The sequence below is a fragment of the Streptomyces sp. NPDC029296 genome (assembly GCF_055569255.1).
This window is the reverse complement of sequence record NZ_JBVHXT010000005.1, coordinates 86,284-108,609: the sequence shown is the minus strand read 5'-3', so window position 1 is coordinate 108,609 and position 22,326 is coordinate 86,284. Positions and strand designations below refer to the sequence as shown.

At 69.6% G+C, this 22,326-nt stretch carries 15 protein-coding genes, 1 tRNA gene and 1 pseudogene; 6 read left to right on the top strand and 11 right to left on the bottom strand.

What is annotated here, in order from left to right; all coding sequences use genetic code 11:
- Window positions 1–50: 50 nt before the first annotated feature.
- On the bottom strand, window positions 51–557 hold the full coding sequence (locus ACZ4W9_RS06190; RefSeq protein ID WP_467933540.1) for a protein-tyrosine phosphatase family protein: 507 nt from the start codon (window positions 555–557) through the stop codon (window positions 51–53).
- A 98-nt stretch (window positions 558–655) separates the two neighbouring features.
- Between ACZ4W9_RS06190 and ACZ4W9_RS06185 the strand changes: the two genes are divergently transcribed.
- Window positions 656–1,459 (top strand): nuclease-related domain-containing protein, encoded by an 804-nt coding sequence (locus tag ACZ4W9_RS06185; RefSeq protein WP_467933539.1) that lies wholly within the window; start codon window positions 656–658, stop codon window positions 1,457–1,459.
- A 476-nt stretch (window positions 1,460–1,935) separates the two neighbouring features.
- Here ACZ4W9_RS06185 and ligD read toward each other — a convergent pair whose 3' ends face one another.
- Entirely contained in the window at window positions 1,936–2,823 is an 888-nt protein-coding gene (ligD, locus tag ACZ4W9_RS06180; protein WP_467933537.1) for a non-homologous end-joining DNA ligase, read from the bottom strand.
- A 53-nt stretch (window positions 2,824–2,876) separates the two neighbouring features.
- Between ligD and ku the strand changes: the two genes are divergently transcribed.
- Window positions 2,877–3,947 carry a non-homologous end joining protein Ku gene (gene ku, locus ACZ4W9_RS06175; RefSeq protein ID WP_467933536.1) on the top strand — a complete coding sequence of 357 codons (1,071 nt, stop codon included), beginning with the start codon at window positions 2,877–2,879 and terminating at the stop codon, window positions 3,945–3,947.
- Window positions 3,948–3,974: 27 nt separating this feature from the next.
- Here ku and ACZ4W9_RS06170 read toward each other — a convergent pair whose 3' ends face one another.
- Window positions 3,975–5,210 carry an MFS transporter gene (locus ACZ4W9_RS06170; RefSeq protein WP_467933535.1) on the bottom strand — a complete coding sequence of 412 codons (1,236 nt, stop codon included), beginning with the start codon at window positions 5,208–5,210 and terminating at the stop codon, window positions 3,975–3,977.
- A 114-nt stretch (window positions 5,211–5,324) separates the two neighbouring features.
- Here ACZ4W9_RS06170 and ACZ4W9_RS06165 point away from each other — a divergent pair, with 114 nt between their 5' ends.
- On the top strand, window positions 5,325–5,720 hold the full coding sequence (locus ACZ4W9_RS06165) for an ArsR/SmtB family transcription factor (RefSeq protein WP_467933533.1): 396 nt from the start codon (window positions 5,325–5,327) through the stop codon (window positions 5,718–5,720).
- A gap of 114 nt (window positions 5,721–5,834) precedes the next feature.
- Window positions 5,835–7,073 (top strand): MFS transporter, encoded by a 1,239-nt coding sequence (locus ACZ4W9_RS06160; protein WP_467933532.1) that lies wholly within the window; start codon window positions 5,835–5,837, stop codon window positions 7,071–7,073.
- 4 nt (window positions 7,074–7,077) lie between these two features.
- On the opposite strand, the gene ACZ4W9_RS06155 is transcribed toward ACZ4W9_RS06160, so the two are convergent.
- The 8 genes from ACZ4W9_RS06155 to ACZ4W9_RS06120 form a co-directional block, all read right to left on the bottom strand.
- A complete protein-coding gene (locus tag ACZ4W9_RS06155; RefSeq protein ID WP_467933531.1) occupies window positions 7,078–7,491 on the bottom strand; it encodes a type II toxin-antitoxin system VapC family toxin in 414 nt (137 codons plus the stop codon).
- Window positions 7,488–7,751, bottom strand: coding sequence for a CopG family transcriptional regulator (locus ACZ4W9_RS06150; protein WP_467933529.1), 264 nt, complete (start codon window positions 7,749–7,751; stop codon window positions 7,488–7,490). The genes ACZ4W9_RS06155 and ACZ4W9_RS06150 overlap by 4 nt, the downstream gene beginning before the upstream one ends.
- 523 nt (window positions 7,752–8,274) lie before the next feature.
- Complete coding sequence (locus ACZ4W9_RS06145) at window positions 8,275–10,428, bottom strand: AIPR family protein (RefSeq protein ID WP_467933528.1); 2,154 nt, start codon at window positions 10,426–10,428, stop codon at window positions 8,275–8,277.
- A gap of 62 nt (window positions 10,429–10,490) precedes the next feature.
- Complete coding sequence (locus ACZ4W9_RS06140) at window positions 10,491–11,999, bottom strand: HsdM family class I SAM-dependent methyltransferase (RefSeq protein WP_467933527.1); 1,509 nt, start codon at window positions 11,997–11,999, stop codon at window positions 10,491–10,493.
- Window positions 12,000–12,370: 371 nt separating this feature from the next.
- A complete protein-coding gene (locus tag ACZ4W9_RS06135; protein ID WP_467933525.1) occupies window positions 12,371–13,900 on the bottom strand; it encodes a class I SAM-dependent DNA methyltransferase in 1,530 nt (509 codons plus the stop codon).
- A gap of 98 nt (window positions 13,901–13,998) precedes the next feature.
- Window positions 13,999–15,519, bottom strand: coding sequence for a restriction endonuclease subunit S (locus tag ACZ4W9_RS06130; RefSeq protein ID WP_467933685.1), 1,521 nt, complete (start codon window positions 15,517–15,519; stop codon window positions 13,999–14,001).
- Window positions 15,520–15,533: 14 nt separating this feature from the next.
- On the bottom strand, window positions 15,534–19,373 hold the full coding sequence (locus tag ACZ4W9_RS06125; protein WP_467933524.1) for a DEAD/DEAH box helicase family protein: 3,840 nt from the start codon (window positions 19,371–19,373) through the stop codon (window positions 15,534–15,536).
- A gap of 313 nt (window positions 19,374–19,686) precedes the next feature.
- Window positions 19,687–19,758, bottom strand: a tRNA-Arg gene (locus ACZ4W9_RS06120).
- Window positions 19,759–19,875: 117 nt separating this feature from the next.
- Between ACZ4W9_RS06120 and ACZ4W9_RS06115 the strand changes: the two are divergent.
- A pseudogene (locus ACZ4W9_RS06115) lies at window positions 19,876–20,379 on the top strand (response regulator); the annotation flags it as partial.
- A 931-nt stretch (window positions 20,380–21,310) separates the two neighbouring features.
- Window positions 21,311–22,291, top strand: a complete 981-nt coding sequence (gene nrtL / locus ACZ4W9_RS06110) for an ArgS-related anticodon-binding protein NrtL (RefSeq protein ID WP_467933523.1) — start codon at window positions 21,311–21,313, stop codon at window positions 22,289–22,291.
- The last annotated feature ends 35 nt before the right edge of the window (window positions 22,292–22,326 follow it).

Sequence of the window (22,326 nt, the reverse complement as noted above, 5' to 3'; positions counted from 1 at the left end):
GGAAGTCTGCTTTGTACTGCTTCGCGCGCCGGGCACGAGGGGACGGGGAGCTACTCGGCCAGCTCCTCCAGCAGCCGCACGGTCGCCAGCCCCGTCCGCAGGTACTCCACGAACAGCTCGTTGTGCAGCGCCCACGCCGAGCGCCGGGCCCGGATCAGCTGGATCGCCTGGTCGGCCGTGTCACCCCGCTGGACCAGCGCGTGCGCGACGACCAGCCCCGAGCGGTTGTACCCGTGGTAACAGCGCACGAGCACCCGGCGGCCGGCCTCCAGCGCCTCGTTCACCGCCCGGGCCAGCCGGATCACCCCGGCCAGCTGCGTGCCGTCCAGCGGTCCGTCCGGTATCGGCCACACATGGTGCTCCACGCCCGGATCGGGCCCGTACCCCGGCAGCCGCAGCAGCGTCTGCACCACGTCGAACTCGTCTCGTACGACGGCGAGCTCCAGCCGTCCGGAACGGTCCCGGAACTCGTGGCCGCCCATCCACAGACCGGGCACGATCTCGTTCCACGCGCTCTCCGGAGCCGGCACGCCGGGCTGCATTCCGCGGGTCCGCAACGGTCCCTCCCCAACTCCCCGCACAGGGCCGCCTCCACGGTAACCGGTCTTGCCCCCGGAGCACCCCGCCTGTTCCCATGGTCGAGGGGTGATGGCGCATGAGCGGACTGCGCGTGGTGCCGGCCTTCCGGCACGGTGGTGAGCGGTTGTACGTCTGCCGCGAGGACGGAGCCGGCATCGCCTGGTACGACCGTGAGACCGGCCGGGTCAACCTCCTCGGCGAGGACAGCCGGGACGCCGTGCTGGCAGCCCTGGAACCCTTCCTCACCGGTCCGGTGACCGTGGGCCCGCCTCCCGTCCCGACCCCCGCCGAACTCGCCCGGCTGACCCTGCACCCGGACGACGACCTGGCCCCCAACCGCCCCGGCGAGGCCCTGCTCGTCGCCCTGGACCGCCACCCCGGCCCCGCGCACCGGCTGCGCCCCGACCCCCGGCGGCGCGCGCTGACCGCCGAGCAGACCGTCGGCCGGGCACTGGACGCGCTGGAGGGCGCCGGCTGGCACACCCTGCACTCCGTCCCGCTGCCCGGCGGCGACCGCGTCCACCACCTGGTGATCGGCCCCGGCGGCCTGTTCGCCGTCCACGCCCTGTACGCCCGCCGGGCCCGGGTCCGGATCGCCGACCCGATGGTCGCCCTGGGCCGCCGCGAGGCCGAACCGCTGCTGCGCCCGCTGCGCTCCGCCGCCGACCGCGCCTCCTACGCGCTGACCGCCGAGGTCCGCCCGGTACTGGCCCTGGTGGACCCGGCCGGGGTCACCGTGACGGTGCCGCCGCGGGGGGTGCGGATCCTGCGGGACCCGGAACTGGCCGACCTGGCCCGGCTGGGCGGGGTGCTCAAGCCGGCGGACGTGGAGGCACTGCACGGGATGGCCCGGGACCGGAACGTCTGGCGGAGGGTCTGAGCCCGGCGGACGGCCTCCGGGCGGGCGGCCGGGCCTGTCCGGGCGCGGTCGGGCCGGGCCGGTCGGGGTAGCGGGGCGGGGGGTCGCGGGGTGGGGCAGTGCGGGTGGGTGGTTACCGGTCGGGGCAGTGCGGCGGGGGGTTGCGGGGCGGGGCAGTGCGGTGGGTGGTTGCCGGGGCGGCAGGGCGGCAGGGCGGCCGGCGGTTGCCGGGGCGGGCAGGTGGCGGGCGGTCGCGGGTCCGGGCAGGGCGGGGCAGTGTGGCGGGTGGTTGCCGGGGCGGGCAGGGTGGCCCGGCGGTTGCCGGAGTGGGCAGGTGTCGGGCGGTCGCGGGGCCGCTCCGGGCCGGGCAGCGCGGCGGTGGTCGCCGGGCCGGGCAGGGCGGCCGGCGGTTGCCGGGGCGGGCAGGCGGCGGACGGTCGTGGGCCCGGGCCGGGCCGGGCGGTTGCCGGTCAGGGGCCGTGGCGGGCCATCGCCGGTCACGGCAGCGCGGCGGCCGACTCCGGGTCCAGCAGGGGCGCCATCAGATCGCCGTGGTCCGTCAGGCGCGGGGCGACGTCCTCGGGCCGGAACTCCAGCTGGGCGGGGGCACGGCAGTCGGCGACCTCCTGCCAGGTCACCGGCGTGGACACCAGCGGGACCGGGCGGGCGCGCACGGTGTACGGGGTGGCCGTGGTCTTGCGGGCCGCGTTCTGGCTCCAGTCGACGAACACCTTCCCCGGCCTGAGGCTCTTCGTCATCCGGTGCACCACCAGCCGGGGCAGCGCCCGCTCCGCCTCCACCGCCAGCGCCTTCGCGTACTCCGACGTCCGCTCGGACGAGCTGCCGCGCACCGCCGCCAGCAGGTGCAGCCCCTTCGACCCGGCGGTCTTCGGGTACGCCTCGATCCCGTCCGCGGCGAGCCGCTCCCGCAGCCACGAGGCGACCTCGCAGCAGTGCACGATGTGCGCGGGCGGCCCCGGGTCCAGGTCGAAGACCAGCCGGTCCGCCTCCTCGGGACGCCGCACCAGCCACTGGTGGGTGTGGAACTCGGTGACCAGGTTCGCCGCCCACACCAGGCTCGGCAGGTCCTGTACGACCACCATCCGGGCCGGGCTGTCCGCGGAGGACCGGGGGACCTCGGCGGTGGTGACCCACTCGGGCGTACCCGGCGGCACGTTCTTGGTGAAGAACAGCTGCCCTCCGGGGCCGTCCGGATAGCGCAGGAAGGACACCGCCCGGTCGCGCAGATGGGGCAGCAGGGCGGGGGCGGCGGTCGCGTAGTAGTGCAGCAGCTCCCCTTTGGTGAAGCCGGTCTCCGGATAGAGCACCTTCTCCAGGTTGCTGAGCGCGACCCGGCGCCCCTCCACCTCTGTGATAGGCGTCATAGGATGACAATCCCAGACGAACCGGAAAAAACGGCGATGGAAGGGTGCGGCACGTGCGATCGATATGGAACGGCGCGATCTCCTTCGGCCTGGTCAGCATCCCGATCAAGCTGGTGAACGCCACGGAGAGCCACGCGATCTCCTTCCGCCAGATCCACACCGAGGACAACGGCCGCATCCGCTACCGCAAGGTGTGCGAACTGGAGGACCGCGAGGTCACCCAGGCCGAGATCGGCAAGGCGTACGAGGACGCCGACGGCACGATGATCCCGATCACCGACGAGGACCTCTCCCACCTCCCCATCCCCACCGCCCGCACCATCGAGATCGTGGCCTTCGTGCCGGCCGACCGGATCGACCCGCTCCAGATGGGCGCGGCGTACTACCTCGCGGCCGGCGGGGCCCAGGCCGCCAAGCCGTACACCCTGCTGCGCGAGGCCCTCAAGCGCAGCAACAAGGTCGCCATCGCCAAGTACGCGCTGCGCGGGCGGGAGCGGCTCGGGATGCTGCGCGTGGTCGACGAGGCCATCGCCATGCACGGCCTGCTGTGGCCGGACGAGGTCCGGACCCCGGAGGGCGTCGCGCCGGACGAGCACGTCACCATCCGCGACAAGGAGCTGGACCTCGCGGACGCCCTGATGGACACCCTCGGCGAGGTCGACCTGGAGGACCTGCACGACGAGTACCGCGAGGCGCTGGAGGAGGTCATCGCCGCGAAGGCCACCGGCGAGGTCCCGGCAGAGACCCCCGCCCCCGCCGCCGGCGGCAAGGTGCTGGACCTGATGGCCGCCCTGGAGAACAGCGTCCGGGCGGCCCGCGAGTCCCGCGGCACCCCGGGCGAGGAGGCCGAGGTCAGACAGCTCCGCGGGGGCGGCTCGGCACCGAAGGAGACGGGCGCCAGGAAATCCACGTCGACGAAGAAGGCCCCGGCCGCGAAGAAGACGGCCCCCGCCCGCAAGTCGACGCCCAAGGCGGGGGAGGGCACGGGAACGGCGAAGAAGACATCGACGGCGAAGAGCACGGCGGGAAAGAAGGCGGCGACCAGGACCACGGCGAAGACGGCGGCGAAGACGACGGAGAAGACGACGGAGAAGAAGGCGGCGTCCCGCAAGCGGACGGCGTGAGGGGCGCGAGGGGGCGCGGCAGGCCGCTCAGCCGGCCGAGGCCACCCGCCCGTGCCCGGACAGCACCACCGCGCCCCCCGCCACGGCCAGCCCCGCCAGCGCCGTACCGAAGACCGTCGCCCCCGCCGTCAGCCCCACCGCGTCGCTCAGATAGCCCGCGCTCACCGGCAGCAGCCCGGCGGGAAGGTAACCCCCCACGTTGAAGGCCGCGTTGGCCTCGGCCAGCCGTGCCCCGGGCACCGCCGAGTTCAGCAGCGACAACCCGCCGAGCTGCCCCATTCCCTGCCCGGCCCCGGCCAGCAGCGCCGCCCCGGCCAGTGCCGCGACCGACCCGGTGTGCACGGCGCCGACGAGCACGGCCATGCCGAGCGCGGTCGCCCCGGCGCCCGCGGCCAGCACCGTACGCCGCCCCAGCCGCCGTACCGCGAACTGCACGCCCGTCGCGCACAGGAACATCGCGAACGCCAGCGCCCCGGAGACGGCCCGGCTGCCCGTACCCAGCAGGCCCGCCAGCAACGACGGCCCGAGCGACAGCACGAAGGACGTGGCGGTGATGCCGGGCGCGAACACGGCGATCCCCAGCGCGAGCCGCCACCCGGCCCCCCGGGGCACCCCCGGCACCCGGATCCACCCACCGGCGCCGGTGTTCCCCCGCCCCGGCCCCCGCACCGGCATGCGCAGCACCACCACGACGGCCGACACCAGCAGCGCCGCCTCCACCACGAACACGGTGACCGCGGGCCCGGGCAGCGTCTCGGACAGCACGCCGGCCAGCAGCGGTCCCACCCCCGCCCCGAACACCATCGCGCAGGAGGCGAGCAGCGCCGCGAGCCGCCGCCGGCCGGGCCCCGCCACGTCCGTCACCGCGGCCATCCCCGCCGAGACCACCGCCCCCACCGCGACACCGGTGCACAACCGGGCCACGACCAGCGCCCCGACCCCGCCGGCGGTCGCGAAGACCAGGCAGGCGACGAGGGCGAGCCCCAGCGCGGGCAGCAGCACCGGCTTGCGCCCGAACCGGTCGGAGACGACACCGCAGACCAGCAGGGACCCGAGCAGCCCGGCGATGTAACAGGCGAAGACCACCGTCAGCGTGCCCCTGCCGAACCCCATCTCGCGCTGCCACAGCACATACAGCGGGGTGGCCGCGTTGGACAGCACGAACACCGCCGTCACGGGCCAGGCGGCGAGCCACACCCAGCGGACGGGCACCTCGCCCCCGCCCGCCGCTCCCCGGGCGCGTACTCCGGCCGTCGTCGTCATGGCACAGTCCTCCCCTGGACCGAGGTACGACCCAAGTCGTACTTGTACGAGTGGAGTCGAACTTAGCATGCAGTACGATCTGAGTCGTACAGAAAGTCCGCGAGAGGGAGCCGCATGACCGGGCAGAGCACCGAAGCGACCCAGCCGGCCGTGGGCATCAAGGAGCGGCCGGAACCCCCCGGCCTCCCCGACCCGCTGCCCGAGCCGGCCGTCGCCGACATCAGGCTGGAAACCGTGCTGGGCGCGCTCAGCGACCCGCTCAGACTGCGGATCGTCCGCAAACTCCTCCTGGAGTCGCAGGAGTACGACCACACCTGCGGCTGGTTCGGCCTGGACCGCCCCAAGTCCTCGCTGACCCACCACTTCCGGGCCCTGCGCGAGGCGGGCGTCACCCGGCAGCGCCAGTACGGACTGGAGCGCCGCAGCCAGGTCCGGGTGGCCGACCTGAACGCCCGCTTCCCCGGCCTGCTGGACCTCGTCGCCGCGTGGACCCCGCCGGAGGGCGACTGAGCCGGCGCGGCTCACCGGGGTGCCCGGGATGCGGACCGCGACCCGGTCCGCGACCATGGAAGTCGTCGCGAGGGGAGGGGCAGTCAGGCGGCCGACCTCCTGGGAGTGTGAGCGATGACCGGTGACAGACCCTCCGCGGCGGCCTGGCGCAACCTGGTCATGGCCACCGTCGGCTTCACCCTCACCTTCTGGGCCTGGAACCTCATCGCCCCGCTCGCCGGCGACTTCGACGTCCGCCTGCGCATGGGGGCCTCGGCCCAGTCCCTCCTGGTGGCGGTCCCGGTACTGGTCGGCTCACTCGGCCGGGTCCCGGTCGGCGCGCTCACCGACCGCTACGGCGCCCGCCTGATGTTCCCGCTGACCAGCGCCCTGACGATCATCCCCGTACTGCTCCTGATCCCGGCCCGCTCGTCATACGTGGCCCTGCTGCTGGTGGGCTTCGTACTGGGCCTCGGCGGCACGACGTTCGCGATCGGCGTGCCACTGGTCAACTCCTGGTTCCCGCCCGCCCACCGGGGCGCGGCCCTCGGCATCTTCGGCATGGGCATGGGCGGGGTGGCGCTGTCCGGCTTCCTCACCCCGCGCATGTACCACCGGGACGAGAACCTGCCGTTCCTGGTGATGGCGATCGCGCTGGCGGTGTACGCCGTGCTGGCCGCCTTCCTGATCAACGACCGCCCCGGCCGTCAGATCCCCTCGACGCCACTGGCCACACGCCTCGGCCAGGCCGCCCGCCTCCGCGTCACCTGGGAACTGTCCGCGCTCTACGCGATCGGCTTCGGCGGCATCGTCGCGTTCGGCGTCTACCTCCCCACCTACCTGCGCACCTGGTACGGCCTCACCCCCACCGACGCCGGCACCCGGGCGGCCGGCTTCGCCCTCGTCACGGTGATCTTCCGCCCCCTCGGCGGCTGGCTCGCCGACCGCGTCCACCCGGCGATCGTCACGGCGTGGGCGCTCGGCCTGGTGGCGGTCCTGGCGATCCTCCAGTCCTTCGACCCGGCCCTGGTCCCCACCGCCACGGTCTGCCTCCTGCTGATGGCGGCGGGCCTCGGCACGGCCAGCGGCTCGGTCTTCGCCCTGGTCTCCCGGGTCACCCCCCAGCCCCAGGTGGGCAGCGTCACCGGCATCGTCGGAGCGACAGGCGGCCTCGGCGGCTTCGTCCCACCCCTGGTCATGGGCGCCGTCTACAGCGCCAAGTCCTCCTACTCCATCGCCTACATGCTCCTGTCCGACCTGGCCCTGGCGGCCTGCGTCTACTCCTACGCCCGCATGCGCACAGCGGGCCCCACCCCGGAACAGACTCCGAGCCGGACCTCCGCCCACGAGAAATCGACGGGCCGAAGCACCTGAACCGTCAGGTCTTGACGACCGTGGCGTGTGTGCCGCACAGCATCGCGAGGTCCTCCGGGTCGGAGGTGAGGATCGTGACCGGCCCGGGCGAGGCCAAGGCGGTGGCGGCGAGCATGGCGTCGATGGCGTACTTGTGGCCGTGCAGGCCGGCGTCGGCGAGCAGAGTAGCCGCGTGGCGGGCGATCGGCTCGGTGACCGGTTCGATGACCAGGCGGGACAGCGTCCACTCCAGGGCCGGACGGTTGACGCGGGGGTGGACGACTTCGACGAGGGTGGCCGCCGAGGTGATCACGCGGAGATCGTCAGCACGCGCCAAGGCGAGCCAGGCGGTGACCGTACGATCGCGCAGGACGGCCTTGGCCAGCCCTTCGCAGTCCAGGACGAGGGTGCCGCCGGGAACCGCGGGGGAACGGGTCACGCGGCGCTCGCTCCGCGCCGTGCCTGCTCGCGCCGCGCCTGGGAGAGCTGGTCGCGCAGCGATTGGATCTCTTCGTCCGTGACCGCTCCGTGCTCCGCCTCGGCGACGGCGATGAGTTCGTTGAGGTTGTCGCGCTCGATCTGACGAGCGACGGCCGCGGCCACGTAGGCGGACAGACCGGAGGGCCCACTGCGGGCCTTGGCCGCCTCGGCGATGTCGCGCGGCATGGTGATCGAGTACTTGCCGGTAGGATCACTCATGCTACTCATCCTACCCATTACCATCCCGGTTGGGCGCCCCGCTGTGGTCGGCATGGTGCCGAAGGCGGCGCGTTGACCTGGAGGCAGCCAGTGATTGCCATGTGGAGTTCGGCAGCCGCGCAGTTTGGGATTCGTTGATACGAACGGTCCTCCGCGCCCTTGGGACGACCTGCTGGGCCCGGCCGTGATGTGCGGCGTGCGGTGCGTCACGCGATCAAGCTGGGCCGACTCCGCGCGATTCTCGGAATGATGTCCCCTTCTCTCAGAACAAAAGAGTCCTTGACCTGTATCTCAGCAGGCAAGGACTCTTTTTGCACTACATGCGAAGTGCATGGCCGTGGTCGACATCCTCCCCCCTGACCTCGACCGTTCAGACTCGGGTGAACACGGCGCTAGAGTTGTGCAAGAACTTTCGGAATTATACGACGCTCATAGCCGCCTCTCGATCGTGCCTAAATAGCGCTCGCTGTAACCACAAACGCGGAGTCCGCCTTACGGCCGTAGAATTCCCCTGCTCTGGCGGCTACTCGGCGTCCTTCTCTTCCTCCATACCGTCAAGAAGTCTCCGGGCGAGGATGGCGAGCGTTTCGCCGTCCTGGGTGGCCCAGCGGGCGGTGCCCTGGTTCGAGACGGGCCGTCCTTCCCATTCGGCCAGCTCCCACATCCGTGCGATGAGCCCACTGGGCGAATACGCGTTGCCGTCGGCAGCCCAGACGATCGGGCGTGCCCGGTTGGTGTTGGTCCACTTCGCGAGTGCTCGGCGCGGGTTCGCGTCGAGCCATGCGGCGAGTGCGTCCTTCTCCGGCTGCAGGTACAGGGCGAGGTGCAGCGGTGCCCCTTCCTCCAAGACGCCCTTGTCGACGATGACGTGCACCGCGTTGGGCCTGCGGCGTTTGCGGGGCTTGTTCTCCTCGCGCCGGTACTGCGCGGCGGCGTCTTCGGTCCCGCCGCCTTCGAGCGCTGCCAGGGTCGCGGTCACGAGGTCGGCGGCCTGCCCCGGATCGGCGCACACGCGTTGCAGACTCGACCGGGTTCCCACTCCGTCCAGAGCCTGTACGAGCGCCGGGACGACACGCTTGACCAGGTCGGGCACCTGCTCCTTGGCTTCGGCGGCCCAGGTGAGCGACTGGTCCGGCTCGCCCATGCCGGCGTCCTGGGCAAGGAGTTGCCGGAACACCAGGTGGGTGATGAGGAACGTGCCGTCGTCAATGACGGCAGCCGCTCGCCCGGCGTACTGTTCGCGTTCCACACGCAGAGCCGTACGCACCGCCCGAAGGACGTTCACGGCGTTCCAGGTCTCGTACACGCTGGGCACGGACCGGAAGAGAGGGTCGTAGATACCGCTACCGCCCCGTTCCCACAGCACGTCGGTGGTGCCGGATGCGACGAGCCTGGCCGCGAACCGGCTGCCGCTATGGGCGCAGGCGAGCGCGCACGCGGCTTCCACCACGGAACAACCCTCGTCGTCCTGGGGTTCGAGTTCGCTGCGGCGCACGCTGTATACGAGGCCGAGTTCGGCACGGAACTCCTTGATGAGCACCGCCTGGACGGGTTCGAGGGCGATGCGGTCGCGCTCGGTGATGTGGTTCTGCCGGTTGGTGGCCTGGGTGGTGCGGTTGGCGAACTCGGTGTCGCCGCCAGTGACGATGAACCGGACAGTGACCTGGGCGAGTCCCGCTTCGTCGGACTGCTCGGCGGCGTCGATGACAGAACGCACCGTCTGTGCGCCGTTCACGACACTGGCGCCCTTGGCCGTGATGCGGACGGGATGGCGCTCGGGGAACTTCTGCGATCCGGGCACCGCTTCCAGGGAGTCGCACAGGACGGTGACGCCGTTGTTGAAGTACCAGAAGTGGGACGGTTCGCCGGTGAGCGTGTCCAGCAGCTCCTTGTTGATGGGGGTGAGCCCCAGCGGGTCGCGGATGTTGCGGACGAACAGCTCGTTGCCGTGCTCGACCCAGGTCGCGACCTCTTCGGCCTGTACGACGCCCTCGTAGGAGAGGTAAGGCGAGGGCACGCTGAACCAGGGGTGGAGCGTCGCCGACAGTGTGACGGGCTCGCTCTGCTGGTCCTTCAGCACCAGGGCGTGGATGTCAGGGGCGTGCAGGAAGCGATGGTCGACGTACTCACCGTGGGAGTTGAACTCTTTCTCGCCGTTGTTGATGACCTGCAGCACGCCCGGCGAAGGAGGCTTGGTGCCCATGAGGGCGATCACTTGGGTGATTCGGGTGCTTTTCTCGCCGATCAGGTCATGTGCCCGTTTGGCGAGTATCTGGCCGCGGGGGTTGAACTGGGCCGCCTCCCCGGAATCGATGAGGGTGAGCCCGGCGAAGAGCTTGTGCACCGCGGTCTCGTCCGCCTTGGCCGTCCCCTCGGGGCTCCATTTGGCCTGCACGAGGTAGATGTGCGCGTTCGCCTCGTCGATGGCGATGGCGTCGATCCCTTGGTCCTGGCCGCCGTCGATGACGCAGTCGGCCGCCCGCTCGGGGGTCCATCCGGTCATGATGCGCACTGCGTGCGCGGCCAGGGCGCGGGAGCGGAACGCGGGCTGGATCTTCTCCGGCGGACGGTTACCGAAGTCGCTCACGTCGATAAGGCCGGAGTACGTTATGTCAAAGGCGCGCGCGGTTTGGCGGACCGGGGCGGGCACGGCGGGGTGTTGGGGAATCGCGTTCATGGTTTTCCTGTATGGCTGACGGGAAGCGATAGCGACGAAAGAGGGTGGCACGGGGGCCGAGGTCAGCTGAGCGAGTCGAGTACGACCTGGAAGCTCCTCTGTGCGTCGCCGAGGTGGTCCACGATCGACTGCGCGATCTCGCGCGGGTCGCCGAAGTCGTCGGTCGCGTCGGCGGGATGCGCCTTCAAGTCGAGGCTGGCAGTGCTGCTGTCCAGTATCTTGCGCACGGCATCACGGTCGTACCGCTTGAAGCGCGACGATTCGACACGCTCCGCGCGCCCCTCTTCTCCGGGCCGGTACGCCTCCAGGAACTCCGCGAAGTCATTCTCCGTGAGCGGGTTCTCGGTGTCGGTGTGGTGCCGGTCGCGGGCGTCGTATACCCACAGCTCGTCGGTGGCCGGATCACCGTTCGGGCGCAGGACGGACTTGGTGAAGAACAGCACGTTCGACTTGGAGCCGGTGTCGTGGAACATGCCGGTCGGCAGTCGCAGCAGCGTGTGCACGTCGCAGTTCCTCAGGAGTGCCCTGCGAATGGTGGCCGCCGCTCCGCCATGGAACAGCACACCATCGGGGACGAAGACGGCTGCCCTGGCCCCCTGCGGCAAAGTGATGGCCAGATGCTGGAGGAAGTTGGCGGGGAGCGCGGCGTTCTGCGCCCAGAAGTCGTCCCGCCGCTCGGTGTTCGCCTCGACGTTGCTCTTGAACGGCGGGTTGCAGATGGCGACGGTGGCGGCCACGTCTCGCTCGTACCGGTGCACCAGGCGTTCCTTCGTGTCTAGCGAGTCCGCGCGCAGTATCGGCGGTACGTCGTGGAACTGACGCCCGGTGTTGAGGAGGACGTTCATCGTCGCCAGGCGGCACATCTGTACGTCGATGTCGGCGCCCGCGATGGCGGCGGCGTCCACCCGGCCCCCGTGCGCGGCCATCTCGCGGTGGGCGGCGATGAGGCTGCTGCCGACCCCGACGGCCGTGTCGACGACCCGGTCCCGTGGAGTCAGCGCGAGCGCCTTGGCTATCACGGTGAGCAGATGGGGCGGGGTGAGGAACTGGCCTGTCTCCCGCTTGGCCCTGATGTCGTCCCGGCAGTCGGCTATCAACAGCGAGAAGGCGGAACCGAGCTCATCCCGGCGCACGTCCGACCAACGGTACGGGTCGAACTCCTCGACGATCAGCCGCCCGAGATCCGCCATCTTATCGGCCGGCCAGGGGCGGGAGTCGTGGAAGAGAACACTCGCGATAGCCCGGCGTGGATCCTGCGGGTTCGGCTTGCCGAGTTCTGCCATCAGCTCGGTCAGGGCACGGTGCAGATCCTCACCGCCGGCGAGTACGAGTCTCGGCCAACTGCCCGCTGGCGCGATCGGCGGGCTCGCGAACACTCCCGTCCGCTGGGCGCGCTCGTGGTCGAGCTTGAGGAAGAGCAGATAAGCGATGTGCTCGGTGAACTCCAGCCGGGTCAGCCCTTTGAGGCTCGGCTTCTGTTCGAAGAACCGCTGCCAGCGCCGGAAGATACCGTCGGCCGTCCAGTGCCCCTCCGGCCCTCTCGCCCCGATGTTCTCGCGTTCCGTCGCCATGCCCCACCCGTTCTCGAACGTCCCTATCTGAGTGTGATACGCCGACGGGCCACTCCCCTGTTCCGGCAGCGCCGGATCCGATGACGAAGCGCTCCTAGAACACATCGGAACCGGCCGATCGGGCCGCAGGCGATCAACTCCCTTCCAGGGTAGGCGCAAGTACGGCGTCCAGAACCCCGAGCAGTACTTTTTTCGGCCTGCCTGACCCAGCTCTCCTACTGAATCGGAATCCAGCAACACACCTGCTTGCCGACCGGCGTGTCCGTGACCCGCCACCTCAGCGACGAGCGGAACGAAGTCACCACACTGGAAAGAGGCGAACAGCAGACGGGTTGGCGGTTTTCAGTGAACCGCCAACCCGTCTGCTGCCTCTAATCCCTGTCGGCTGACGGCGGCACGTCCTTCTTCAGTGCACGGGCCACGGCCGTGAACTGGGCCAGCGCCACTTCGAGTTCGTCGACGATCTCTTGTGCGATCACGTCCGGTGACGCGTACTCCGTGGTCGCGGCGGCGTCGGACTTGAGTACCGTGAGGTCGAGGTTGACCTTGTCCCGAGCGATCAGCTCATCGTAGTCGTACGCGCGGAAACGGTCACTCGGGGTGCGCTTGCTGAAGTCCGTGCCGCCGGAGTGGTACGCGGCGACGAAGTCGTCGAGGTGCTGGCGGCCCAGCTGGCGCTGCTTGAGAGTGAAGCGCTGGTCCGTACGGAAGTCGTAGACCCAGAGCTCGCGCGTGCCGGGGCGGCCTCCGGTGCGCTGGCCGGTCTTGTCGAAGAACAGGACGTTGGCCTTGACGCCGTTGGCGTAGAAGATGCCGGTGGGCAGACGCAGCAGCGTGTGGACGTCGCAGATGTTGAGCAGGTTCCGGCGGATGGTCTCGCCGGCGCCGCCTTCGAAGAGGACGTTGTCGGGGAGGACGAGGGCGGCTCGGCCGTTGGTCTTCAGCAGGTTGTAGATGTGCTGGACGAAGTTGAGCTGCTTGTTCGTCGTCGGCGCCCAGAAGTCGGTGCGAGAGGTGTACGACTCACCGGTCACCGAACCGACGCCGAAGGGCGGGTTGGCGAGCACGATGTCGTAGTGCCGCTTCGGCGGGCGGGCCAGAGAGTCCTGGATGGTGATGAGCGGCTTGGCCTCGGAGCTTCCGATGCCGTGCAACAGCATGTTCATCAGGGCGAGGCGGCCGGTCTCGCGGACGAGTTCGTAACCGGTGATCGCGCCGCTCTGGAGAGCGCGGCCCTTGTCGCCGTACAGCTCGTCCTCGTAGTTCTGGACGAGGTGGGCGTGCGCCGCGATGAGGAAGCCGCCGGTACCGCAGGCCGGGTCGGTGATGGTCTCACCGGGCTTCGGCTGGACGCAGTCGACCATGGCGTCGATGAGCGGGCGGGGTGTGAAGTACTGGCCGGCGCCGGTCTTGCGGTCCTCGGCGCCGCGCTGGAGGAGGCCTTCGTAGGCGTCGCCCTTGAGGTCCTGGTTCTCGGTGGTCCAGGTGTAGGGGTCGATCAGATCCTTGATCAGACGTTCCAAAACGGCGGGTTCCTGGATCTTGTTCTGCGCCTTGGTGAAAACCTCGCCGAGCATAGTGCCGCCGCGCTGACCAAGGTCCTTGAGGATGAACTCGTAGTGGTCCAACAGGGCCTCAGCGGACCGGGTGATAAGACTCTTCCAGTCCCTCCCCTCGGGAACGAGAGGCTTCTCGGGGGCATTACGACGGAAAGCCGCCGGGCGGTTGGCGCGCTCGTCGGCCATCTTCAGGAAGAGAAGGTAGGTTAGCTGCTCGACGTAGTCGAGGGTGGAGACGCCGGAGTGGCGCAGCAGCTCGCAGTACGACCAGAGGCGGTTGACGAGGGTTGAGGTAGAGGTGGTAGCCGGGGCTGCTGGGGCGGCCTTGGTGTTCGGTTCCACGGCGCGAGGGACGGGAGTCGTGCCGGGTACCGCAGAGGCCGCCACTCCAGCGGAATCAGCGGGAGTCGGCTTGCCAGTACTGCTGCTCATGATGGTGCTCACAGGGGAAGTGCTTCCTGGATGCCAGAGGGGACCGGTCGGCCGGAGGCCCGAGGGGCGGCGGGGGCAGTCGTGGGAGGTGTCCGCTTACGCTTGGCCGGCTTGATCCCAGCAGCCCGCTGAGCACGAATTCGGTCGAGGACGGCGGAAGCAGGCTCGTCGTCGGGGTCCTGTGCCACAAGGGCCCCCGTGAAAGCGGCGCGTAGAAGGGCACCACGCAGGTTCTCCCCCTGCCTGGATACTTCCTGAGCCATTTGCCGGGCAGTCTCGACTTCCGCCAAACGGCTCTCGATCGACTTGACCAAATCTCCTTGTACAGATTTCGGCGGAACCGGTACAGGCAACAGCTTGATTCGCCGGAGGCTGATGGAAGCGAGGTTCACTGTCTGCTTCCCATTGCGGTCACACCAGTTCTTGCCAAAAGTGTTAGCGTGCCAGGCGAGCAGCCGAGGATCCAGTGCATTCCCTGCAATTCGAGCACGGAAGACATGATTCTGGTGAATGCAATTCTCGATTTGCCCTTCCCATATCCATCCACGGCCCAACTTGTCGCGGTCTCCCCCTTCGTTGAGAAGGACGTCTCCGACTTCGAGCCTCAGTGATTCGGCCTTCTTTGCGGGAACCCGAATAGTTTCAACTCGATCGAGCAGAATTCGCCCGCGCTGAACATTTGCGACCCGCAGGTACGGAACCTCAACATATTCAGGATCGCTTTGCTTTTTACTGTCTTTGGTGACCCCGCCGACGACGTCCGCAATCTCCCCAAGGCGCCTCCACCGCCATCCTGCTGGGAGATCTGGAAGCGTTCCGTCATCGACATCTGCGGGTTCGATCAGAGCAGGGAACCGATCAACTCCGTCAAGCCCACCGCACGCGCCGCCCCCCGTAATCTGGTTTTTCAGGACTTCAGAGCTGGCTAGTGCGGCCTGGACTGCGACCATGCCGGTTGCGATATACGCCAACTGCTCGTTCAGCTTGGCAACAATGCGGTGCTGTTCGGCGAGGGGCGGTACAGGGATCTCCAGCTCAACCAGGTAAGGGCGTGGCACGCGGCGTTGGCCTACAGCACCGGTCATGTGATGTTCCGCCGCACGACGAACATGCCGTTGCAGCAAGAAGTGCATCAGGTATTCAGGGAGAACAGCCCCTCGACTTCGCAGCACATGAAACTCGGTACTTCCCAGAGCTCGCCCGCCTGCCAGCCCTCGCGCCTTCGCGATCTTCCCATTCTCCATACAGGGTGTGATCTTCGCGAAGAGTACGTCGTCTTCCTGGAACCTGGTCAGTGACTTCCTCTTGAAATCGCCATATCGAACCTGAGTCGACGCATCCATGCTTCCAGTCTCCGCTTCGACGGAGGCCATGGGCACCTGTGAGACGAGCTCATCATCGCCGGGTTCCTCATCAAACCCCCGGGGATTCACATCGCACAACTCACCGATGGTGGCTCGAACCCACCCCGCAGGCAGCCGCCCCGCGTCCGCGACATCCCTCTCGGAGCCCGAACCCCCCGGCCTCACACCCGAGTCGGTCGTCACGCGCTCAGCTCCCTGTCCAGCTCATTGATGATGTGTTCCGCCTGCGCCCCCCCGAATTCCGCGAGGAATCCGTCCGTGCCGTTGCGCGAGGTGAAAGGGGCGTAATCGAGGTCAGCGGTGTCGAAGCGTACACGCTCGGCCGTCGCCGCGGCGATGCGGTCGAGCCACCAGCGCTGCTGTTCGGTGAAACGCGCGCCCGCCTGTTCCTGGCGGGCGATCCAGGCCTGATAGCGCTCCCGCACGAACTCCTCGTGCGGGCGGGGTGCCGGGGCGCCCTGTGCGACGCCGCCCGCGAGTTCGTAGCGGAGCAGGGCAAGTAGATCGGAGGCCGTGTGCTTGCGCTGGGCTCCGTCTGTCACCGCCTCACCGACCTTCTCGTACGCCTTCCACAGCCTGTCCGGAGTCCACGCGCGCGGCGGGCGGGCGATGCTGCGCGCCACGTCCTTGAGCCGGTCCATGGCGACGCCGGGCGGCACGTCGGAGCCGGCGCTGAACGCGACGGACAGCGCCGCGATCTCGTCACGGTTCTCCGCGATGTAGCGGCGCCAGTCGCGGACCGTCTCCGTCGCCGCGTCTTCATCGTCGGCCACGGCCCCCGCGCGAAGCAGCTCGTCGGTGCCGTTCTCGTCATAGAGGATGTCCTTCGCGCGCCGCATCTCCAGCAGGCGGGCGCGCAGCGGCGGTGTCGCGGCGAGAGGTCGGACGGACTGCTCGATGAGGTTGCGTACCGCGCGCTTGGGATTACGGCCCGCGCGTTCGGCGGCCTCTCGGACTTCCAGCTGCCGGTCCGCGGAGACGGCTTCGACCATCCCGTGAATGATCTTCTTCAGCTCTAGCCCACCGCTCAGCCGCCGGATCTCGACGCGCTCCTCGTCCGTCATCTGGATGTCGAGTTTGGCGAGGCGGGCCGCGAGGGTGGAGACCTCTTCCTCTTCGATGGTGTTCGCGGCGGTCTTGCGGAGCAGCTTCTCCAGGCTGATCTGCTTCTCGGTGTGGCGTTCCAGCGGTGCCGCGTCGACCTTAGGCCTCCTCGTCACGCCGACCGCGTCGACGATCACGAAGCGGGTCTTGGGGCCGACGCCAGGGGTGACCTTTTCGAAGTCGGTCAAGGACAAGGTCCGGGCGCCGCGGCCCTTCATTTGCTCGAAGTAAGCCCAGCTCTTGACGTCCCTGAGGAACAGCAGGCATTCCAGCGGCTTCACGTCCGTGCCCGTGGCGATCATGTCGACGGTGACTGCGATGCGCAGCTCAGGAAGGTTACGGAAGGCCGCGAGACGATCGGAGGCGTTGCGGGCCGCGCTGGTGATCTTCGCGCAGAAGTCGTTGCCCTTGCCGAAGACATCGCGGACGACCTCGACGACCTCCTCCGCGTGGTTGTCGTTCTTAGCGAAGACCAGCGTCTTGGGCACGTACATCTCGTCCCACCGCAGCGCGCCCGTGGACGGGTCATATTTCGCACGCTCGGGAAAGATCTCTGTGAACAGACGGTCGCGGAAGGTTTGGACGACCGTACGCAGCTGATCCTTGCTGATGACTCCGACACCGACCTGGTTGGCGCCGTACTCGATGTCCTCGTCAATGTCCTCGTAGCGCTGGCGGCGGGTGCGGCGGTCGCGGACCGGGATGGTGCCATGCGCGATGACACCGCCCTCGGCCGTTATCCGCGTCTCGATCTCGTAGACGGAGAAGTCGACGTTGACACGATCGGCCACCGCCTCCTGGTAGGAGTACTCGCTGACCAGGTTGCCGTTGAAGTAGCCGAAGGTCTGAGCGACAGGAGTGGCGGTGAGGCCGACGATGGGAGCGTCGAAGTATTCAAGGACGGAGCGCCACTTGCCGTAGATGGAGCGGTGGCATTCGTCGACGATGATCAGGTCGAAAGCTTCCGGAGGGATGTCGGCGTTGTAGCCAACCTGGATGCCGCCCGGCACGTCGACGCCATAGTCGATCTCGCCGTCGCCGCGGTCGCTGCCCGGCAGGCTCGCGCCGGTCAGTTCCATGTAGAGGCGCTGGACGGTGGAGATGACGACCTTGGAGGAGGCGAACATGCCCTCTGCGCCGAGACGCTGGACGTTGTAGAGGTCGGCGAACTTTCGGTCGGTGTCGGGAGTCTTGAAGTTCTCGAACTCGGCGAAGGCTTGCACACCGAGGTTGTTGCGGTCGACGAGGAACAGGACACGCTCGGCGCGCGCGTACTTGAGCATCCGGTACGAGAACGTCACGGCCGTGAACGTCTTGCCGGCGCCGGTGGCCATCTGGACGAGGGAACGAGACTGCCCCATCCCCTGCTGGCCCTTGCCGAGCGCCACCGAGTCCTCCACGCCACGCACCGTCTTGATCTGCGCGGGGCGCAGCGGGCGTTCGTCGAGGTCGGGCATGCGCCAGCGCAGCCGAGCCCGGTAGCTGGGGGCCTGCTCGTCCTCCTCGGCCTGGCGGACCCAGCGGGCGAGGGTGCGCGGCTGGTGGAAGGAAAAGATGCGGCGGGTACGGGAGTCCGGGTCCAGGACGGACCGAAAGCGGGTCTCGCCGCCGTCGCTCACGTAGCGGAACGGGAGTGGGGTGCGCCAGGCGTTGAGGCGCTGCTGAGCGTCGGTGGGATGGTCGGCGTAGCGGTCGGCCTGGGCTTCCGCGGCGGACAGGTCGGCGCCCTCGCGCTTGGCCTCGATGACGCCGACGAGCATGCGGTCGACGTAGAGGGCGTAGTCGGCGCGGCCCCGGGCGGTGGTGACCTCGCGGACGGCGACGCCATTGCCCCGCCGGTCGCCCTGGACGTGGAGGTTGAGGTCCGCGCCACCGTCCTGGACGTCCCATCCGGCCGCTCTGAGCATCGCGTCGAGCCGCTCGCGGACCTGCACTTCGGTGAGCGGTTCGCGGGAGGCCTGCTCCGCGTTGTCGAGGAGACGGGCGCGCTCGGCGACGGCGGCCGACGCGGCGGATCGGTCGGTGCGGTCGGCACGGCTGCGGCCGATTCGCGTGGCCTCGGCGGCGGCCTGGAACTCCTTGAGCTGGTCCTGCATGGCCGCGACGGCGCGGGCCAGCTCCTCACGCTCGGCCTGCGCCTGGGCCAGCTCGCGCTCGACGGCGCTACGGGCGGCCTGTTCGGCCTGGGCCTGGGACGCCTGGTCGTGGTAGCTGAGGCGGGCGTGTTCGAGTTCCTTGCGGGCCTGGGCGACGTCCTGAAGCAGGCGCTCGTTCTCGGCGGCTGGGGTTCGGTCGGGGCTGGGTGGCACGAACGGCAACTGCGCGCGCGAGCCGGTGAGCAGCCGGTGGTACCAGACCCCGAGACGGAAGCAAGTGCGCAGGGCCCGGAAGGCGTCATCGGCGCTGTCGAGTCCCGAGTGGTTCGCGTCATTACCGAGCGTGCGCACCTCGTGAAAGGCGGTCTCTACATCGCCATGGAGATACCCCTCCCGGTCCAGTGCCCGCAATCGGTCGAACTGGGTGCCGCCCTCCACGCGGACGCGCCCCCGGCTGACGAGGTCGGCGGCCATGGCCTCGCCGAACTGGCGAGATTTGATCAGTGACGTGTTCGGGTCGCTGAAGACTTGGCTCTCGGCCGCAGTTCCGTACGCGACGAGCAGCGGAAGGTGCGGCAGCAGGAACCCGAAGTTGCGGGACCGCTCGGCCAGGCGTACGAGTCGGGGGTCTGGTGTATGAGGCGCCCCGCCTGCGCTGCTCATGAGGCGATACCGCCTTTCCGGGAGGTCGTCGATGTTTGTGCAGCGTGATCGCGAGTGAATTACTGACAAACTGAAGGGAAGGTGTTCGGTGACTTTCGGCTCTTGGGGCAGGGGAAGGCGACCGCCTCGTATCAAACTGTGAACCCTGTTGTTCAAGACACCCCCTGCGTCGAGCACCCAACAGCATAGGCTCACCACCGACACCAGCAGTCGGCTAGCTGATGGGAAGCCAGTCATCTGGGGTTCGCTTGGCTGGCGCGATCCATGGCACGTTCTGGATCTTGGACCGTTGGGTCTTGCCCAGGCGCGGTCCGCGTGCCCACCTGCGGCAACGCCCTAAGATCCCGTCCACGCCTCGTTCGCAGACCCCGACAGACGCCGCCCCGGGCGGCACACTGCTGCACACACGCGAAAACCCCGACCTCAGCGTTTCCGCTGGTGTCGGGGTCTTCAGGCACCTTGTGCAAGGTGCCCCCGGCAGGATTCGAACCTGCGCACACGGCTCCGGAGGCCGTTGCTCTATCCCCTGAGCTACGAGGGCGTGTCGGGCGCTGAGCTTCTCGCTCGCGGCGACGGGTAGAACACTAGCAGGTCCGGAGGGGTGATCAGCAATTCGGTTCCCCGGGTGGGGTGGGCAGGTCCCCTGTAGGGGGTGGAAGTGGGGAAAACCCGGACGCGGTGGCCGGTCCGCACCTACTCTCGACTTGTGCCAGGCGCTCCGGGTCGGGTGCTTGTTGTGGACGACAACAAGGTCATCCGGCAGCTGATCAGGGTCAACCTCGAGCTGGAAGGGCTAGAGGTCGTGACCGCGGCCGATGGTGCCGAGTGTCTGGATGTGGTGCATGAGGTGCGCCCGGATGTCGTGACCCTCGATGTCGTCATGCCCCGGCTGGACGGGCTCCGCACCGCCGCCCGGCTCCGCGCCGATCCCCGTACGCAGCACCTGCCCGTCGCCATCATCAGTGCGTGCACCCAGCACGAGGTCCAGGCCGGACTCGACCTCGGGGTCGACGCCTTCCTCGCCAAGCCCTTCGAGCCCGCCGAACTGGTCCGGCTCGTGAAAGACCTCATCGAGGGGAAGGCCGGGCGTGCGGCATCCGGGGGAGACGGAGACGGGTCCGCCGCGGACGACGGGCATGGGAACGGGGGCGGGCATGGGGGAGACGGGCCGGGTGAGGTGGGTGACGGGGGTGTCGTCGAGCCGGCGGTCGACGGGGGCAACGCCGAGCCAGCGGGTGTCGAGAACGGTGGCGAGGGAGAGGAGATCGACGAGGGTGTCTCCGGTCATGAGCGCCTCCCTTGCCGGCAAACCCTCCCGTGTCAGCAAGGTCTCGCCGACCACGAAGGCCTGCGCCCGCATGAAGACCTGCGTGGGTACGAGGACCCGCCCGGGCGCCATGAAGGTCTGTCCGGTCACGAAGGTTCCCCCGGTCGCGATCACCTATCCGGTCAGGAAGGGCTGGCCCCCGGCCGTGAAAGCCTCCCCGTGCACGAAGGCGTCCCCGATTCCGGTGGCCTGACCGGTTCCGACGGCCTTCCCAGCTCCCACGACCACTCCAGTCAAAGTCACGAAGGCCTCCCGAGTGCCGGTCTCCCGAGTCCCGGCGCGCTCCCCGCCGCCGGTCTCCCGACTTCCTGCGGCCTCCCCGCCTCCGGCCTGCCAAACCCCGACGGGCTCCCCAGCCCCGACGGCATTCACCCCTAGCCACGGGCCCCGGGCCCCGTGCCTCAGGCCCGCACCCCTGCCTGCCTCGGCCCCCCGGCCCGCGCCTCTGGCCTCTGCCCTCAGGCCCCTGCCCTCGACCCGCACCCCTGGCACCCCGCCCTGCTCCCGGCCCGTACCCCGGTCCGGCCCCGGGCCCCGTGCCCCAGGCCCGCACCCCTGCCCCGGCACCCCCGGCCCCCCGGCCCGCGCCTCTGACCTCCTGCCCCGGCCCCGCCCCCCAGCCGTCCACGGCTCCCCAACTCCCGCCGCCCCCAGCAGCACCGGCACGTACACGCCCTCCGCCGCCCCACCCCCTCACCCACCCCCCGCCCCGGAAAAGCCATAACCGGCTCGCCCACCCACCCCCCTCCTCCCCTACGCTTGTCCCGTGACCCCCGCCGAGCTCTCCCGCACCGTGTTGCACGCGGTGTGCCGTGCTGTCGATGACGGCGAGCTGCGCGTGGCCGTGCCCGAGCGGGTCGTGGTGACCGAGCCGGGGCCCGGGGGGTGCGGGGACTTCGCCACCGCCGTCGCGCTGCGGCTCGCCCGCGCGGCCGGGCAGCCCCCGCAGCGGGTCGCCGCGATCTTGCGGGAACGTCTCGTCGGGGCCGACGGGATCGAGGACGTCGTCGTCACCGGGCCCGGGTTCCTGAACATCCGGCTCGCGGAGCGGGTCGACCCGGTGGCCGCGCTCGTCGCGGAGGTCCGGGAGAAGGGCGCCCGGTACGGGCACGGGGACGCCCTCGCCGGACAGGTCGTCGCGCTCCGGGTGCCGTACGAGGTGCGGGCCGAGGTCGTCGCCGACAGCGTCGTACGGATCGTGGGGACCCAGGGCGGGCGGGCCACCGTAGAGCACGGCGAGCCCGTCAATCTGCGGCCCGTGCCCGCCCCGGAGGACCCCGCGCCGCTCGGGCCCGACGCCGCCCGGTGGGCCCTGCTCCACCCCGCCCCGCACGACCGGCCCCGGATCACCGCCGACCACCTGGTGCAGCGCGAGGGCAACCCGCTGTTCCGGGTGCGCTACGCCCACGCCCGCGTCCGTTCCCTCGGCCGCAACGCAGCCCGCCTCGGCTTCGCCGCCGAACCCGGTCCCCCGCACACCAAGGCGGGCGCCCCTCTTCTCACCCCCCTCGCCGACCACCCCCGGATCCTCACCGCGGCCGCCACCCACCGTGCCCCGGACCGGCTCGCCCGGCATCTCGTCACCGTCGCCGATGCCGTGCTGCCCCTGCTGCCTTCCGTGCTTCCCGTCGGCGAGGAGAAACCCTCGGCCGCCCACCGCGCCCGGCTGGCCCTCGCCGAAGCAGCCGGGACGGTGCTGGCCGGTGGCCTGTCCCTGCTCGGCATCGACGCACCCGAACATCTCTGAGGCGCGTGAGCGGATGCGCCCCGGAGAGAGACAGA

Coding starts and splice junctions, on each gene's coding strand:
- ACZ4W9_RS06185 (WP_467933539.1), top strand. CDS start 656: ATGAGCGGACTGCGCGTGGTGCCGGCCTTCCGGCACGGTGGTGAGCGG.
- ligD (WP_467933537.1), bottom strand. CDS start 2,823: ATGACGCCTATCACAGAGGTGGAGGGGCGCCGGGTCGCGCTCAGCAAC.
- ACZ4W9_RS06170 (WP_467933535.1), bottom strand. CDS start 5,210: ATGACGACGACGGCCGGAGTACGCGCCCGGGGAGCGGCGGGCGGGGGC.
- ACZ4W9_RS06165 (WP_467933533.1), top strand. CDS start 5,325: ATGACCGGGCAGAGCACCGAAGCGACCCAGCCGGCCGTGGGCATCAAG.
- ACZ4W9_RS06160 (WP_467933532.1), top strand. CDS start 5,835: ATGACCGGTGACAGACCCTCCGCGGCGGCCTGGCGCAACCTGGTCATG.
- ACZ4W9_RS06150 (WP_467933529.1), bottom strand. CDS start 7,751: ATGAGTGATCCTACCGGCAAGTACTCGATCACCATGCCGCGCGACATC.
- ACZ4W9_RS06145 (WP_467933528.1), bottom strand. CDS start 10,428: ATGAACGCGATTCCCCAACACCCCGCCGTGCCCGCCCCGGTCCGCCAA.
- ACZ4W9_RS06140 (WP_467933527.1), bottom strand. CDS start 11,999: ATGGCGACGGAACGCGAGAACATCGGGGCGAGAGGGCCGGAGGGGCAC.